The 15,279-nt window shown below is 63.9% G+C and carries 15 protein-coding genes; 8 read left to right on the top strand and 7 right to left on the bottom strand.

Features of this window, described 5'->3' with window-relative positions; translation table 11 throughout:
* Positions 1 to 2 precede the first annotated feature (2 nt).
* Positions 3 to 1,151, bottom strand: a complete 1,149-nt coding sequence (locus tag PHS32_RS18100; protein ID WP_301080494.1) for an efflux RND transporter periplasmic adaptor subunit — start codon at positions 1,149 to 1,151, stop codon at positions 3 to 5.
* A complete protein-coding gene (locus PHS32_RS18095; RefSeq protein WP_301080493.1) occupies positions 1,148 to 1,843 on the bottom strand; it encodes a TetR/AcrR family transcriptional regulator in 696 nt (231 codons plus the stop codon). Before PHS32_RS18095 ends, PHS32_RS18100 begins: the two co-directional genes overlap by 4 nt.
* Positions 1,844 to 2,014: 171 nt before the next feature.
* Here PHS32_RS18095 and msrA point away from each other — a divergent pair, with 171 nt between their 5' ends.
* The 6 genes from msrA to PHS32_RS18065 all read left to right on the top strand — a co-directional run bounded on the left by msrA (position 2,015) and on the right by PHS32_RS18065 (position 8,842).
* Positions 2,015 to 2,554: a peptide-methionine (S)-S-oxide reductase MsrA gene (gene msrA / locus PHS32_RS18090; protein WP_301080492.1), complete on the top strand. Its 540-nt coding sequence runs from the start codon at positions 2,015 to 2,017 to the stop codon at positions 2,552 to 2,554.
* A gap of 214 nt (positions 2,555 to 2,768) precedes the next feature.
* Positions 2,769 to 5,414: an EAL domain-containing protein gene (locus PHS32_RS18085; protein ID WP_301080491.1), complete on the top strand. Its 2,646-nt coding sequence runs from the start codon at positions 2,769 to 2,771 to the stop codon at positions 5,412 to 5,414.
* Positions 5,415 to 5,436: 22 nt separating this feature from the next.
* Positions 5,437 to 6,126 (top strand): ATP-binding cassette domain-containing protein, encoded by a 690-nt coding sequence (locus PHS32_RS18080; protein ID WP_301080518.1) that lies wholly within the window; start codon positions 5,437 to 5,439, stop codon positions 6,124 to 6,126.
* Positions 6,123 to 7,325: an FtsX-like permease family protein gene (locus tag PHS32_RS18075; protein ID WP_301080490.1), complete on the top strand. Its 1,203-nt coding sequence runs from the start codon at positions 6,123 to 6,125 to the stop codon at positions 7,323 to 7,325. The genes PHS32_RS18080 and PHS32_RS18075 overlap by 4 nt, the downstream gene beginning before the upstream one ends.
* An 81-nt stretch (positions 7,326 to 7,406) precedes the next feature.
* On the top strand, positions 7,407 to 7,871 hold the full coding sequence (locus PHS32_RS18070) for a hypothetical protein (RefSeq protein WP_301080517.1): 465 nt from the start codon (positions 7,407 to 7,409) through the stop codon (positions 7,869 to 7,871).
* Positions 7,872 to 7,894: 23 nt separating this feature from the next.
* On the top strand, positions 7,895 to 8,842 hold the full coding sequence (locus PHS32_RS18065) for an AEC family transporter (protein ID WP_301080489.1): 948 nt from the start codon (positions 7,895 to 7,897) through the stop codon (positions 8,840 to 8,842).
* 21 nt (positions 8,843 to 8,863) lie between these two features.
* On the opposite strand, the gene pdxH is transcribed toward PHS32_RS18065, so the two are convergent.
* From pdxH to PHS32_RS18045, 4 genes are all read right to left on the bottom strand, one after another.
* Positions 8,864 to 9,520: a pyridoxamine 5'-phosphate oxidase gene (pdxH, locus tag PHS32_RS18060; RefSeq protein ID WP_301080488.1), complete on the bottom strand. Its 657-nt coding sequence runs from the start codon at positions 9,518 to 9,520 to the stop codon at positions 8,864 to 8,866.
* An 18-nt stretch (positions 9,521 to 9,538) separates the two neighbouring features.
* Positions 9,539 to 10,126: a GDYXXLXY domain-containing protein gene (locus PHS32_RS18055; protein ID WP_301080487.1), complete on the bottom strand. Its 588-nt coding sequence runs from the start codon at positions 10,124 to 10,126 to the stop codon at positions 9,539 to 9,541.
* Positions 10,123 to 11,436: a DUF2157 domain-containing protein gene (locus PHS32_RS18050; RefSeq protein WP_301080486.1), complete on the bottom strand. Its 1,314-nt coding sequence runs from the start codon at positions 11,434 to 11,436 to the stop codon at positions 10,123 to 10,125. Before PHS32_RS18050 ends, PHS32_RS18055 begins: the two co-directional genes overlap by 4 nt.
* Positions 11,437 to 11,600: 164 nt before the next feature.
* On the bottom strand, positions 11,601 to 12,116 hold the full coding sequence (locus tag PHS32_RS18045; protein WP_301080485.1) for a superoxide dismutase family protein: 516 nt from the start codon (positions 12,114 to 12,116) through the stop codon (positions 11,601 to 11,603).
* Positions 12,117 to 12,306: 190 nt separating this feature from the next.
* Between PHS32_RS18045 and edd the strand changes: the two genes are divergently transcribed.
* Both edd and eda read left to right on the top strand, forming a co-directional pair.
* Entirely contained in the window at positions 12,307 to 14,193 is a 1,887-nt protein-coding gene (gene edd, locus PHS32_RS18040) for a phosphogluconate dehydratase (protein WP_301080484.1), read from the top strand.
* 50 nt (positions 14,194 to 14,243) lie between these two features.
* Positions 14,244 to 14,885 carry a bifunctional 4-hydroxy-2-oxoglutarate aldolase/2-dehydro-3-deoxy-phosphogluconate aldolase gene (gene eda / locus PHS32_RS18035; protein ID WP_301080483.1) on the top strand — a complete coding sequence of 214 codons (642 nt, stop codon included), beginning with the start codon at positions 14,244 to 14,246 and terminating at the stop codon, positions 14,883 to 14,885.
* 54 nt (positions 14,886 to 14,939) lie between these two features.
* Here the strand turns inward: eda and PHS32_RS18030 are convergent.
* Positions 14,940 to 15,279 (bottom strand): DUF2807 domain-containing protein (locus PHS32_RS18030; protein WP_301080482.1); only part of this gene is annotated, 340 nt, incomplete at its 5' end.

Below are 15,279 nucleotides of genomic sequence, written 5' to 3'. Positions count from 1 at the left end.
GCCTATTTGCCGCCGGGCGCGGGCGTCGCCGGGTTCGTGAATTTGACGGCGGTGCCGTCACGCAGGGTGCCGACCGTGCCGGCCACCACCCTGGCGTTCTCCGGCACGCCCTTGATGGCCACCATGGTTTGTCCATCGACCTCGCCCCGTGCGCCAAGCTCAACCGTTTGGTGCTGCACCCGCTGCTGGCTGACCAGTTGCAGGTAAGGTTGCGGCTTGTCGGTGCGCACCGCGCTCAGCGGCACGGCCAGCGCCTGCAGGCGACCGGTGCCCAGCGTTCCCTGGGCAAACAGCCCCTGGCGCAAACCGGGGACGGGGTCGACCGCCAGGTAGGCGATAACGGCGCGGCTACCGGCGACGGCGCTGGGGTTGATGCGTACCACACGGGCCGTGACCGGTGTCGCCGAGCCTTCAATTTGCAGCACCGCGCTCTGACCCAGTCGCAGGTCCATCGATTCGGTGGCACTCAGACTGGCCTCCAGTTCGAGTCGACCGAGATCGACGATTTCGACGATCCGGGCTTCCACCGCAATACGCTCCCCGGGCTGCGCCAGACGTTGCGAAACCAGGCCGCTGAGCGGCGCTCGCAGCACGGTATCGTCCAGCGATTTGGTCGCCACCTCGACACCGGCCTGGGCGGCCCGAAAGCTGGCTTCGGTGGCAGCCAGGGTGGCCAGCGAGGTGTCGAGCGCCGTCTTGGAGATGAAACCCTGATCGACCAGCGAGCGGTTGTTGTCAAAACTGCGCCGGGCAATGTCGACCTGGGCTTTGGCCGATTCGGCCAGTTGCTGCGCCTGGCGCACGCGCGCCTGGTATTCACTGGCATCGACCCGGGCGATGACTTGGCCGGCCTTGACCGTATCGCCTTCGCGCACCGTCAGGTCCTGCAACTCACCGGCAACACGCGCCTTGACGATCGCTGAATTGACGGCCTTGAGCGCGCCCGAGATCGCCAAGCCCTGCGCCAGGTCGCGCGTCTTGACCTGCACCACATCGGTGGCGCCCAGTTCCACCACCGTCTGCGCGCGCTCGGTGGCCAGCCGGGCAACGGTTTCCTGTTGCGCCTTGCGGCTTGACAGGGCGCGCACGACGCCAACCGCCAGCAAAACGACAACCAGGGCGGCGAGCGCCCATTTCAACCAGCGTGTCATGATGAAATATTTTTCTGTGTTGGAGAGGTGTTGGGAATGCAAAGACCGTTAAGAATGGTCTCGACCTGCACCGCGATGTATTCCTCGGGCACCAACTGCGCGTCGGCGGTGCAGCAAGTGCCCAGCGAGTGTTTCCACAAGGCCAGAAACAGCATGGGGGCCAATACCGTGTAGACCCCGTACTTCATGTCGATAGGGCGGAATTCGCCGCGCGCCATGCCGCGTTGCAGGATGCGCTTGATCAATTCGTTGCCCGGCTGTATGACTTCGTGTTCATAGAAGGCGGCCAGTTCAGGGAAATTGCTGGCCTCGCTCATCATCAGTTTGCAGATGCCCGAGGCGTTGGTGGTGTCGTCATGGGCCCACCACATCCTCATGCAATAAGCCAACATGTCGGCGGTGCTGCCTTCAAAGGCATCGAACTCGGCATTCCAGCGCGGGAAGTGGCCTGAAATATTCTCCCGAACCACCGCCTTGAACAACTCTTCCTTGCTCGCAAAATACAGGAACAGTGTGCCTTTTGAGACGCCGGCGCGGTGTGCCACCTCCTCGGCGCGGGTCGCGGCAAAGCCTTTTTCGACAAACAGGTCGAGCGCGGCGGCCAGCAGTTCGCCCGGACGCGCGTCCTTGCGGCGTTCGCGCTTGGCATGCACCGCTGACTTGGCTTTGCAGATGAACTTGGAGAGGGGCATGGGTTTAATGACTGATTGGTTAGTAATGTAACTTCTGTTTGCCAGACAGTCAATTGCAGGGGTGCCATACCTTGTAAATTTGAGCAAAGCCCCTGGCCCGGGGTGTCGTAGCGGTCGGCGCGTAAGATTCGCAGGGCCGATCCGACCAACAGCTTTGATGGGAGATTCAACGTGTCAGATTCCTTGCAAACCGTTGCCTTGGGCGGCGGCTGCTTCTGGTGTACCGAAGCCGTCTTCGTGCGGGTCCTGGGTGTTGACGATGTCGAAAGCGGCTACTGCAACGGGCACACCCTGAACCCCAGCTACCCGCAGGTCTGCAGCGGTGACACGGGCCACAACGAGGTCGTCAAGCTGGTATTCGACCCCGAGCGGATCAACCTGCGCGAAATTCTGGAAATTTTCTTTCTCATCCACGACCCCACCACCCTCAACCGGCAGGGCCATGACAGCGGCACGCAGTACCGCAGCGGCATCTACTTTTCGACACCGGAGCAGGAAGCGCTGGCCAAGGAACTGATTCGGGAAATGTCGCAAAGCGGCGTCTACCGCAGTGCCATCGTCACCGAAGTCGTGCCGCTGGCCAACTACTGGCCGGCCGAGGACTATCACCAGGATTATTTTGAGAAAAATCCGAACCAGGGTTATTGCCTGGCGGTGGCAGCGCCCAAGGTGGCCAAGTTCCGCAAGACTTTTGCACGCCTGGTGAAATAGGTCCCCACGGTCGTCGGCAGAAGATCGGAATAGGGCAAAAACAACACTCCAGCAACGTCATGCACGGGTGCCGATGGAGTTTGGCGCGCCGGCCGCTGAGAGTCGCCGTCGCGGTGATACAGTCGCCGCATTGCATTCGAAATTGGTCTTTTCTCCTCAAGCATTTGTTGCCTCCATTTTTGATGAACTTCAACTTCTTTTTGCCCCACGCAAGATGGCGATAAAGCCGGTCAGCAGCGCAGCGGGCGAGGGCTACGATGTGGAAGGACAGCTACTGTGCGCTGCCTATGATCGGATGCCGCTCAACATGGTGTTGACGGTGGTGCTACCTGTGCTCCTGACGGGCTTGTGGTGGTCGCGTTTCCCGCATGCACTGTTGACGGCCTGGACGCTTGTGATGTTCGTCAACGTGGCGGCGGCTTACCTGATCTGGGTTGGCTTTCGCCGTGCCGCGCCGACCGAAGCGGCGCTGCCCCTGTGGCGCAGGCTGTTCCTGCTGCAATCGGTAATGGCGGGTGCGGCCTGGGCACTGGCGCCGATCTTGCTGCTGCAATACGCTGTGGGTACCGAGTCGGCATTGTTTGCGGTACTCTTGATGGCCGTCGCCGGGGTGGCGATCAACACCCTTGCGGCGCAGTGCACTGCGATGCACGTGTTTGTCATTGCCGCGGTGTTGCCGCCGGCCGTGGTGGCCTGGTACACGGGCAAGCAAGTCGAGCAGATGGTGGCCTTGTCGCTGCTTGGCGGCATGGCGGTGTTGCTGCTGATTGGGGTTCAATCGAGCCAGGCCAACCGGGCCATGTTCGGAACCCGGTTGCGCCTGCGCTGCATTCTGGATACGGCATTGGACGCGATCATCGAAATGGACCCGCAGCGCCGCATCACCGGCTGGAATCGACGCGCCGAAACCATTTTCGGCTGGAACCGGGATGAAGTGCTGGGGCGTGCCCTCGACGACACCATCATTCCGCTGCACCAGCGCGACCGGCACCGTGACGGCGTGGCCCGATTTCTGGCCATTGGACAGGAGCAGGTTCTGAACCGCCGCATGGAGGTTTCCGCCCTGCGCAGCAACGGCCAGGAGTTTCCGGCGGAACTGGCGATCACCCGGATCAAAACCGGCGATGCCTGCCATTTCACGGCCTTTGTCTCGGACATCACCGAGCGCAAGCAATCGGAAGAAGCCTTGCGCGTGGCGGCTGCCGCTTTTGACTCCCAGTTGGGCATGATGGTGACCGATGCGCGGAATGTGATTTTGCGGGTCAACCTGGCGTTCACCGAGATTACCGGCTACCGGCCGGAAGAAGCTGTCGGACAGACCCCCAGTCTGCTGAGTTCCGGTCGCCACGACGCGGCTTTTTTTGACGCCATGTGGCACAGCATTGCGGTGACCGGCAAATGGCAGGGTGAAATCTGGAACCGGCACAAGAACGGCGAGGTATTCCCGGAGTGGCTCACCACCACGGCGGTGAAAAATGAGGCCGGGCAGACCACCCACTACGTTGCCAGCTTCAGCGACATCAGCGCCCGAAAGACGGCCGAGGACCAGATCAAGAATCTGGCTTTCTACGATCCCTTGACGGCCCTGCCGAATCGCCGGCTGTTGCTGGACCGGCTGGAAGTCGCCATGGTCAACAGCGTCCGCCACCAGCGCAAGGGGGCGCTTTTGTTTGTCGATCTGGACGATTTCAAGACCCTCAACGACACGCTGGGCCATCATCAGGGCGACCTGTTGCTGGAGCAGGTGGCCCAGCGGCTGAGCGCCTGCATCCGTGACGGCGACACGGTGGCCCGTCTGGGTGGTGATGAATTTGTGGTGATGCTGGAAGATCTGAGCGGGAGCACAGCGGAAGCCGTGACCCAGGCCGAAACGGTGGGCGAGAAAATGCTCTCGGCACTGAACCATATTTACCTTCTCGGCAGTCACGAGTACCACATCACGCCCAGCATCGGCATCACCTTGTTTGGCGGCGACCCGCACGAGCTTCTGACCGAGCCCTTGAAGCGGGCCGATCTGGCGATGTACCAGGCCAAGGCGGCCGGACGCAACACCTTGCGCTTTTACGACCCGCTGATGCAAGCCGTGGTGTCGGCACGCGCCGCGCTGGAGACCGGTTTGCGCGAGGCGCTGGAGAGAAATCAGTTCCTGCTCCATTACCAGGCGCAGGTCGACAGCAACGGGCACGTGACCGGCAGCGAAGCGCTGGTGCGCTGGCAGCATCCACAACGCGGCGTGGTATCGCCGGTGGAGTTCATTCACCTGGCCGAGGAAACCGGTTTGATTCTGCCGCTGGGCCGCTGGGTGCTGGAGACCGCCTGCACCCAATTGGCCTTGTGGGGGCGCCGCCCGGAGATGGCCCATCTGACGCTGGCGGTGAATGTCAGCGCGCGCCAGTTTCAACAGCCTGACTTCGTCGATATGGTGCTGCTGGTGCTGGAGCACACCGGTGCCAAGCCGCAGCGGCTCAAGCTGGAACTGACTGAAGGGATGCTGGTGGCGGGCGTGGAAGACGTGATCAGCAAGATGACGGCGCTCAAAGGCAAAGGCATCGGCTTCTCGCTGGACGACTTCGGCACCGGCTATTCGTCACTGGCGTACCTCAAGCGCTTGCCGCTGGATCAACTCAAAATCGACCAGGGCTTCGTCAGAAATGTACTGACCGATGCGAACGACGCGGCCATCGCAAAAATGGTGGTGGTGCTGGCCGGAAGTCTGGGCCTGGCAGTGATCGCGGAGGGTGTCGAGACCGAGGCGCAACGGGATTTTCTGGCGAGCCAGGGTTGCCATGCGCACCAGGGTTATTTTTTCAGCCGACCGCTGCCTGTCAGTGAGTTCGAGGCTTTTGCGAATCTGCATTGAACCGGCCCTGGAGCGCAGCAACGTGATCCGTACCAGTCAACTGACTTACCGCTACCCGAATGGCCCCACCTTGGCGTTTCCGGACGTGGAAGTGCCTCAGGGTACGGTGCTGCTGCTCAGTGGCCCCTCCGGATGCGGCAAGTCGACCTGGCTGGCACTGGCGGCAGCGCTGATGGCGCCCAGCGCCGGACAACTGACGGTCGCCGAGCAATCCCTGGATGCTCTTAAAAATGTAGCTGCCGACGCCTGGCGTGCCAGGACCATCGGTTTTTTACCGCAAAAAATGCAACTCAGTCCGGCACTTAGCGTGCAGCAGAACCTGGCGCTGGCGCAATGGGCCAGCGGCCAACCGGAAGACCTCCAGCGCATCGAATCCGCCTTGCGCACCTTGGGCGTGCAGGCGTTGGCGCGGCGCAAGCCGGCGCAGCTCTCCGGTGGCCAGGCGCAGCGGGTGGCACTGGCGCGCGCCGTGCTACTGGAACCGCGCGTGATCCTGGCCGATGAACCTACCGCCAGTCTGGACGACCAGGCCGCCGCCGATGCCGTTGGCCTGCTGCTGGCCACCGCCCACAAGCACGCTGCCACGTTGGTCATCGCCACCCACGACGCCCGCGTGGCGACCCTGATTCCGTCGGCTGCCAACGGTCAGGTCGGCTTTCAGAGCCTGCGGCTGGCGCGGCACTCCCAGCCGTCTGGAACGATGCTGAAATGAAGACCATTGCACTGGCCTGGCGCTATCTCTGGTCGCGACCCCTGGGCGCGGCGCTGAACCTGTTGTTGTTGAGCCTGGGGCTGGCGTCGATCACTTTTCTGTTGCTGGTCAGCCATCAGCTGAGCAAGGCTTTTGAGCGCGACCTGGTGGGCATCGACCTGGTCGTGGGAGCCAAAGGCAGCCCGATGCAACTGATTCTGTCGGGCGTCTTTCACATCGACGTGCCACCCGGCAACATTCCCCTGACGGCGGTGCAGGCCTTGCAGGCGCAGCCGCTGGTGGCCAGCATCATTCCTATCAGCCTGGGCGACAGCTACCAGGGTTTCCGCATCGTCGGCAGCTCGCATGCCTACCTGGCCAACTACCAGGCTGTGCTGGCGCAAGGTGCCCTGTGGCAGGCGCCCATGCAGGTGGTGCTGGGCGCCACGGCGGCGCGCAAACTGGGCCTGGCGGTGGGCAGCAGTTTTGTCGGCTCGCACGGCCTGGGCGCGGGCGGCGATGCGCACGAGCACAGCCATTATTCGGTGGTCGGTATCCTGGCGCCCAGCGCCAGCGTGCTGGACCGGCTGATTCTGACCGACACCGCCTCCGTTTGGGAGGTGCATGAAAGCCATGGCGCAGCTGCTGCCGACACCGGCCCGGCCAAGCCGGAGGAACACGAAGTCACCCTGGCGCTGATACGCTACAAGACGCCCCTGGCGGCCATGACTTTGCCGCGCTACATCAACAGCCACACAGTGATGCAGGCGGCGGCACCGGCGCTGGAGATCACCCGGCTGCTCAGCATGCTGGGCCTTGGCATCGATGTCTTGCGGGCGCTGGCCGGCGTGTTGTTGCTGAGCGCCGGTTTGAGCGTGTTCATCGCCTTGTGGGGAGCCCTGCGCGAACGCCGCGGCGACCTGGCGCTGCTGCGCATGCTGGGTGCGCCGCCCTTCAAGGTGGCGTCCCTGCTGCTGACCGAGGCGCTGTGGCAGGGTTTGCTGGCGGCCTTGCTGGGACTGGCGCTGGGCCAGGCCTTGGCGGCTTTGCTGGGTTGGCTGCTGCAACTGGACAACTCCTTGCTGATTGGCGGACCGGTCTGGCCGCTGGAACTGCTCTGGGTGCCGGCACTCGCTTTGGGCGTGGCGCTGGCGGCGGCGGCGCTGCCGGCATGGGGTGCCTACCGCGTCAGCGTGCTCGAACTTCTACAATCGCAATAGCTTGTTGGAAACGCCCTCATGAAACAGTTGTCAATCCGGTTGTTTGCCATGCTTGTGTCGCTGGCGGCGGGTCTGCCGCCCATGGCTGGCGCGGCGCCGCCAGCGCCGCCGCTACCGGCCGGCGTTGTGGCCGGTAGCGGGCCGGGCGTTCACAGCCCCAACAGCCCGTTCGCACCCTTGCCGCAGCGCGCCGACGTGGTGCCGTGGTCGCTGCTGACGGCGGTCAAGATGCGCGATACCAGCAAAGGACCGCGCCCGGTTTTCAACGCCCAGCAACTGGCTCTGCATTTCCGCTTGCAGCGGGTTCAGGGCTTCATGATGCCGCTGGAACCGGGCGAGAAGCAAAAGCACTTTTTGCTCAGTTCGGTGCCCTTGACCTGTTCTTTCTGCGTGCCTGGCGGTCCCGAGAGCATGGTCGAAGTTTTCACCAAAACGGCAGTCAAATATTCGCTGGAGCCGGTGGCGGTGGAAGGCAAGTTCGCGGTGCTGGAGGACGACCCCTACGGTCTGTACTACCGCATCACGGACGCTGTCAACGTCAAGTAGCGTTGCTTGCCTGATCGCCTGCCGTGACCCATCCGGTTATCTCTTCCCTGTTGCCGGTGGTGTTGCTGATTGCCATTGGTTTCATCGCCGGTCGCGCCGGCTGGATACGGGCCGAGGCGATCAAAGACCTGACCAATCTGGTCTTCATGGTGCTGACGCCGGCGCTGCTGTTTCGCACCATGAGCACGGTTCACGTGGAGCAACTCGACTTCAAACCGGTAGCGATGTATTTTGTGGCCGCCGCCGTGCTGTTTGCGGCCATGCTGGTCTGGCACGGCGCGACGCGCCGGGGTACCGTGCTGGCGCTGGCGGCGACCTTCAGCAACACCGTCATGATAGGGGTGCCGCTGGTCGGTCTGGCTTATGGCCAGGCCGGGCTGGTGATGCTGTTCACGCTGATATCGGTGCATGCCCTGGTGCTGCTGACGCTGGCCACCGTGGTGCTGGAACTGGCGGTGGCGCGCGAGGCCGCGGCCGCCGGCCAGCAGGGCAGCCGGCACATGCTGCTGACGGTGCTGGCCGCCGTGCGCAACGGCATCATTCACCCGGTGCCCTTGCCGATCATCGTCGGGCTGTTGTTTGCCCAGACCGGGCTGGTGATTCCGGCGTTGCTGGACAAGCCCTTGCTGCTGTTGAGCAACGCGTTCGGGCCGATTGCGCTGCTGCTGGTGGGTGTCACCTTGACTTATGTGCGGGTCGGCGACCATCTCAAGGATGCGCTCGGTTTGGCCCTCATCAAGAATCTGGCGTTCCCGGCGCTGGTGGCCGCCTTGAGCTGGTCGCTGGGCTTGAGCGGACTGTCGCTGTCGGTGATGATTGTGGCGGCCTCCATGCCGATCGGCGCCAATGTGTTTCTGTTTTCGCAGCGCTACCAGGTGGCGCAGGAATTGGTGACCGCCAGCGTTGCGGTCTCCACCGCGCTGGCCTTGCTGACGGTTACGCTGGTGATGGCGCTGCTGGGTGCGGCTTGAGGGCGCGCTGTTCGACGCCGCTCAGGGCGCCAGCCGTTCGCGCAACCATACCGGGTCGCTGGCAGGGTTGACGGCGTCGCTCAAGGTGTAGCGCAAGCGGTCGTGCAGACGGCTCTTGCGGCCTTGCCAGAATTGCCAGTTGTCGGGTCGCAGGCGGTAGCCGCCCCAGTGCGGCGGGCGTGGCGGGTTCAGCAAGAACTTGGCGCCGTATTTGGCGGCGTTGGCGACCAGCACGGCGCGCCCGCTGATGACCTGGCTCTGCGGCGAGGCCCAGGCGCCGATGCGTGAATCGAGCGGCCGGCTGTGAAAATAGGTGTCGCTTTCTTCCTCACTGACTTTCTCCACCAGACCCTCGATGCGCACCACCCGTTCCAGCTCGACCCAGTGAAATTGCAGGGCGGCATAGGGGTTGCCGGCCAGTTCCTGACCTTTGCGGCTCTCGTAGTTGGTGAACCAGGTGATGCCGCGCTGGTCGTAGCCCTTGATCAGCACCACGCGGGTGCTGGGACGCAGGTCGCTGGCCACCGTGGCCACCGTCATGGCATTCGGTTCGGGTATTTCAGCGCTGATGGCTTCGTGCAGCCATTGTTCAAACTGCAGCAGCGGATCGGCGTGCGAGGCGTCTTCACTGAGTTCGGCGCGTTCGTAGCTTTTTCGGAGATGGGCAATGGAGGTCATGCCAGAAGTATAGGCAGGTCAGAACAGCGTTTCCCGGTAACGTTCCCTGCCGTCGAGCAGCACGGCCAGGATGCCCGCTTTGCCGCGTGCATCGATGGCGACGCGAATCGAGACCTTCTCGCCGCCCCGTGGCCGCTCGATCTGTCTGCCAGCGCCTTCCGCCACGAAGTACTGCTCGATGCCGTAGCGCACCTGCAAGGTGATTTGCCTGACGGGCTGGTTGGTCGCGCGGTCCCAGGTGCTTTCGTTGACCGACTGCACCTCGCCTTTGAGTGCCAGCAGGCCAGGCGCAATGGCGTTGCGCTGGTGATGCACGGCGACCGCTTTGGCACCGTCCGGCTCTGCTTTGAGTGCGACCCAGACCGTGTCGTGGCGTTTGAAGTCCTTGTCGCCGCCGAGCGCTGTCTCGCCGTCCAGGCGCAGCCGGCTGATCGGATAGGCCAGGCGTGCGTAATCGCCCATGAACAGCGAACGCGGATCGACCGGTTCGGTTTGCAGCAGGACCGGCGTGCCGGTGTTGAGTGTCCACTGCTTGTCGGCAATCATCGCCGCCAGCGCGGCGACCTGAACTGCCAGCAGCAGCACGATCTTCGGCCACAGCTTCATGATGGCGCTCCGTTCTCAAGCTGGCGTAACAGCGTCCTGCGCCTGCGCTCCAGCCAGCCGCCACCGGCCAGCAGCAACAGGCCGCCGGTCATGAAGAAAAGAGCGCGATCGAACAGCGACCAGAAGGTGTCGAAGTAGCGGGCCAGCACCCACACTGCAAAACCGGTGAAGGCGTAGTTCAGCAGCGCGCGCTCGCCACGGCGCATGCCGAGATCCCCGATCCAGTACAGCAGGCCCAGAAAGAGGGCGTTCCAGCACAGCGCTGCCAGGCTGCCGGCGCGTGGCACGATCAGCTCGAGCGCCAGCAGCAAGGCGAAGCCCAGCGCCAGCGCAAGGCCCATGCGCAGCCGCCCGGCCGCCAGTTCGCTGGTTCGAACCAGGCGCAGGATAGCCACGGCGTAGAGCGCCGCGGTAACTCCGAAGGCGACCAGCCAGGGCGCCAACTCGCCCGTCGGCTGGGCCTGGCGTCGGCCAAACTCGGGGAAGGTGAAAACGAAAGCACCGATCAGCGCGGCGAGCAGAAAATCAGTGCGCACGGCGCGCGCGATGGGATGCTCACTGGACTGTGCCAACGCCCAGCTGCCGGCGATGCCAAGAACCTGCAGCGCGAACAGGCGAAGGTGCGCCTGCGCTTCCCAAACGCCGCCGCTCCAGGGCTGGAAATGCCAGCCGATGATCCAGAGAATGAACAGGGCGCCCCAGCCGCGCGCAGCGATCTTCCAGTCGTTGCGAAAGAGCGGCACGGCGGCGAGTGCCAGATAGACCAGCAGCGGCCAGTTCATGGCACGGTAGTCGAACTGCTCGGTCCAGGTCCACAAGGCAGCCAGCGCGATCGACGCCAGCAAGGCCGGCTGTGAGCCAAGCAGCCACGCCGTCAGCAGCGCGCCGGCCGCCCACAATGCGATGCCGTCGGGAAAATGCGCATCGATGTGGTAAATCTGCCCGATCAGCATGATGGCGGCGCCGAAGAACAGCACCGAGAGCAGCGCCATGCCCTGCGCCAGTTTTGGCAGCGTGGCGCGCGTCAGGCACAGACCATGCGCGACCTGACTGCCTGTGAGGGCGAGGAAGATGAGAGCGAGCTTGGTGAGCTTGCCGATCTCGTTCCAGTGGGCGGCAAACCAGGTGATGACGCCGACGCCCAGCAGCAGAGCGCCGGCCAGTGCCAGTGCGGAAGCCCATGCCACTGCCGGCTGGCGTTTGCCAAGGTCGGCGAGGATCGCCTGCCCACCCTCGGCGCTCACCCAGCCTTCTTTTTGCCAGCGCGGCAGTTCCTGCGCCAGCCGTTTGCCAAAGCCCCGGTGGTTCATCGCGCCTCTCCCGAAAATACCTGAAATCCGCGGATCAGCAATGCATCCGTGTGACGGTTATACCACCCAAGACCGCGGCCAGCGCGAAGCGTACGCGGCCATGATGGGATTGGCGAGCCGGTCTCGCTGGTGGCTTGCCTTGACGGAGAAAGAACGAACTGCGCTCAGGTCTTGACGATCACGGCGCAGGCCAGGCGCGGGCCCGAGTTTCCGGTGGGCTGGGTTGTGTAATCGTCCGGATCGCGGTGCACGATCAGGCCGCGCCCCAGCACGTCGGCCTTGCCGCCGCCCACCGACAGTGTGCTGGACTCGAAACTGAGCAGGGCTGTACCGTTGGCGTCGGCTTTCAGACTGGGCAGGTCACCGGCGTGGTGCTCGCTCTGATCGTGCGCGCCGTGGGCCTTGCGGTCGGGGTTGAAATGGCCACCGGCACTGAGGCCATCAGCGCTGGAGCAATCGCCTTTTTCATGCACATGAAAGCCATGCTCGGTATTGGGCACCAGTCCTCGGACTTCCGCAGTCACCAGCACCTTGTCACCGAACTGCGTAAATTGAACCTGGCCCGTCACGCTGTTGCCCTGGGTTGCCTTAAGTTGCGCCGATGCCGTCGGGCCGGGCGGGATGCCGGCGCAGGCGGTCACGAACAAGGCTGTGGTCAAAGAGGCAAAGAGTCGAATCATCAGGATCTCCATCTGGCAAGAGGGCATCTTTGAATGTAGGGCAATCGAAATGACCTTGCGACCTGCAGCCTTATCCTGACCGACGCCGTGTCTCCGTTTTGGTAACCCTCTTGTAACCCGGAGTCGCTCTTTGTCAGCGCGGACGGGTTACCATTGGGTTTGTAATTTTGTTACCAACATTTGACGAAACATGAAACTCCATCCGACGGTCGAAGCTCTCACCAACCGTATCCGTGAACGCAGTCTGGCGAGGCGCAGCGCCTACCTGGAGCGTCTGACAATTGCCGCCGATCGGAAACCCGGCGCCGAGCGCATGGGCTGTGCCAACGTGGCGCACGCGTTTGCCGCTTTGCCCGCCAACGACAAGCTGCGCGTGGTGAGTGAACGGGCGCCCAATATCGGCATCGTCAGCGCCTACAACGACATGCTGTCGGCCCATGCGCCGTTCCAGCATTACCCGGACATCATCAAGGCCGAGGCGCGCCAACTGGGTGCCACGGCGCAGGTGGCGGGCGGCGTGCCGGCCATGTGCGATGGCGTGACGCAGGGAACGCCGGCCATGGAACTGAGCCTGTTTTCGCGCGACGTGATCGCCATGGCCACCGCCGTCTCGCTCAGCCACGATGTGTTTGACGGCGCGCTGCTGCTGGGGGTGTGCGACAAGATCGTTCCCGGCCTGTTGATTGGCGCCCTGCATTTCGGCCATTTGCCGACCGTCTTTGTGCCGGCCGGGCCGATGACTTCGGGTTTGTCCAACAATGCCAAAGCCAAGGTACGGGAACAGGCGGCGCAAGGCTTGGTGGGGCGCGCCGAGCTGCTGCAAGCCGAGTCCGCGGCCTATCACGGCGCCGGCACCTGCACCTTTTACGGCACCGCCAACAGCAACCAGATGCTGCTCGAAGCGATGGGTCTGCAAGTGCCCGGCACTGCCTTCGTCAACCCGGGCGCCGCGTTGCGTGAGGAACTGACGCGCGAGGCGGTGCGTACCGTGCTGCGCGGCAAGGGCTCGATCACCGCCGGGCCGCCCCAAGGTGATCGGGACCGCAGCGCAGTACACGGCGTGGCAAGCGTGGAGGCCACATGCCCACCGATTGGGCGTGTGGTCGACGAACGCAGCATTGTGAATGCGATGGTGGTTTTGCTGGCCACCGGGGGCTCGACCAACCACCTGATTCACTGGGTGGCGGTGGCGCGCGCTGCCGGCATTGTGATCGATTGGGATGATTTCTCGACGCTGTCCGAGGTGGTGCCGCTGCTGGCGCGTGTCTATCCCAACGGCAGCGCCGACGTAAATCAGTTTCAGGCGGCGGGGGGGCCCGGCTTTGTGATCCGCGAACTGTTGGACGCCGGGTTCCTGCACGCCGACGTGCTGACCAATCGGGCCGGTGGTCTGCGCGAATACACCGGCATTCCGGCGGCCAATGCCCAGGGTGCCTTGCATTGGGTGTCCGCTGGCCAGAGCAAGGACGAAACCGTGCTGCGACCGGTAAGCGCGCCCTTTAGCGCCACCGGCGGGCTCAAGTTGTTGCGGGGCAATCTGGGCCGCAGCGTGATCAAGGTTTCAGCGGTGCCGGATGACAGGCGCCAGATTGAAGCGCCGTGCCGGGTCTTCGATTCGCAGGAGGCATTGCACCGGGCCTTTCAGGCCGATGAATTGAACCGGGACGTGGTTTGCGTGGTGCGCTGGCAGGGGCCACAGGCCAATGGCATGCCGGAACTGCACAAGCTGACGCCGCCGCTGGCGGTGTTGCAGGGCAAGGGCTTCAAGGTGGCACTGGTGACCGATGGGCGCATGAGCGGGGCTTCCGGCAAAGTGCCGGCCGCCATCCACGTTTCGCCGGAAGCCGCGGCCGCTGGTCCCTTGGCCAAGGTGCGCGACGGTGACCTGATCCGGCTCGACGCCAGCGCCGGTACGCTGCAAGTGCTGGTTGGTGAGGCCGAGTGGAACGCGCGTGCCATTGAGCCGATGCCGGAGGCTCTGCGCGCCGCCAACGGTCTGGGCCTGGGTCGCGAACTGTTTGCCGGGATGCGCCGCAATGCCTTGACCGCCGAAGCCGGCGCCGCTAGCTGGTTTTAAGCAGGCCTGCTAAAGTTGCCACTCAGGACAGCCAAACTAAGGGAGACGGTATGAATAACGAGACCTCGTTGACCGCCCTGCAAGTGATGCAGGACGCCCCGGTGATTCCGGTGATTGTGTTGCACGATGTCGCCGATGCGGTGCCGATGGCGCGTGCGCTGGTGGCCGGCGGCATTCGCATGCTGGAGGTTACCTTGCGCACGGCGCAAGCCCTGGCCTGCATCGAAGCGATTGCCAGGGAGGTGCCGGAAGCGGTGGTCGGCGCCGGCACGGTGCGCGGCATCGCCGATGTGCAGGCGGCGGCCCTGGCCGGCGCCCGCTTTGCCGTCAGCCCCGGTTATACCCATGTGCTGGGCCAGGCCTGTCGCGATACCGGTCTGGTGCTGCTGCCGGGGGTGGCGACCGGCAGCGAGATCATGCAGGCAATGGAGGACGGCTTCACGGCGCTGAAGTTCTTTCCCGCCATCCAGGCCGGCGGTGTCGTCATGCTGAAAGCCTGGGGTGGCCCGTTTTTCGATGTGAAGTTTTGCCCCACCGGCGGCATCACGCAGCAAAACGCGGGCGATTTTCTGGCGCTACCCAATGTGGTGTGCGTGGGCGGCTCCTGGCTGGTACCGGCGGACGCGTTGGCGCAAGGCGACTGGCCGCGTCTGACGCAACTCGCCAGCGAGGCGAAAAATCTGGGGAAATAGGGTTTTTTGCCGACCTGCCCTGGGCGCAAGGTGCTGCCGGGGCAAGGTCAAGTTTCAGCTACCCGGGGTCGGTGTGGCAGCCACTTTGCGGATACGCCCGGACCCCATCACCGTCCGGCTGACGGCGGCGTCACCGTAGTAGTCCACGTTTCCCGAGCCGGCAATGTTGACCGACAGCGTCTGGCTGGCCCAAACTTGCGCATTGCCGGAACCGGCGATGCTGAGCTGGACGTTTTTGGCGGCCAGCCTGGCCGTTTTGATGTTGCCGGAACCCGAGATACTCGACTGCACCGAATCGGCACGTCCGCTGGCCTGAAAGTCGCCGTTGCCCGAAATCGACAGGCTCAGCGTGTCGACATCGAGTGTCGCGATGTGAATGTCGCCCGATCCGGAA

This window comes from Rhodoferax sp. (genome assembly GCF_028714215.1).
In the GTDB taxonomy this organism is placed as follows: domain Bacteria; phylum Pseudomonadota; class Gammaproteobacteria; order Burkholderiales; family Burkholderiaceae_C; genus Rhodoferax.
This window is presented reverse-complemented; position numbering and strand designations above follow the sequence as displayed.

What these genes read in the sequence shown, in the direction of transcription:
- PHS32_RS18100 (WP_301080494.1), bottom strand. Translation starts at nt 1,151, where the DNA reads ATGACACGCTGGTTGAAATGGGCGCTCGCCGCCCTGGTTGTCGTTTTG.
- PHS32_RS18095 (WP_301080493.1), bottom strand. Translation starts at nt 1,843, where the DNA reads ATGCCCCTCTCCAAGTTCATCTGCAAAGCCAAGTCAGCGGTGCATGCC.
- PHS32_RS18085 (WP_301080491.1), top strand. Translation starts at nt 2,769, where the DNA reads ATGGCGATAAAGCCGGTCAGCAGCGCAGCGGGCGAGGGCTACGATGTG.
- PHS32_RS18075 (WP_301080490.1), top strand. Translation starts at nt 6,123, where the DNA reads ATGAAGACCATTGCACTGGCCTGGCGCTATCTCTGGTCGCGACCCCTG.
- PHS32_RS18070 (WP_301080517.1), top strand. Translation starts at nt 7,407, where the DNA reads ATGGCTGGCGCGGCGCCGCCAGCGCCGCCGCTACCGGCCGGCGTTGTG.
- pdxH (WP_301080488.1), bottom strand. Translation starts at nt 9,520, where the DNA reads ATGACCTCCATTGCCCATCTCCGAAAAAGCTACGAACGCGCCGAACTC.
- PHS32_RS18055 (WP_301080487.1), bottom strand. Translation starts at nt 10,126, where the DNA reads ATGAAGCTGTGGCCGAAGATCGTGCTGCTGCTGGCAGTTCAGGTCGCC.
- PHS32_RS18050 (WP_301080486.1), bottom strand. Translation starts at nt 11,436, where the DNA reads ATGAACCACCGGGGCTTTGGCAAACGGCTGGCGCAGGAACTGCCGCGC.
- PHS32_RS18045 (WP_301080485.1), bottom strand. Translation starts at nt 12,116, where the DNA reads ATGATTCGACTCTTTGCCTCTTTGACCACAGCCTTGTTCGTGACCGCC.
- edd (WP_301080484.1), top strand. Translation starts at nt 12,307, where the DNA reads ATGAAACTCCATCCGACGGTCGAAGCTCTCACCAACCGTATCCGTGAA.
- eda (WP_301080483.1), top strand. Translation starts at nt 14,244, where the DNA reads ATGAATAACGAGACCTCGTTGACCGCCCTGCAAGTGATGCAGGACGCC.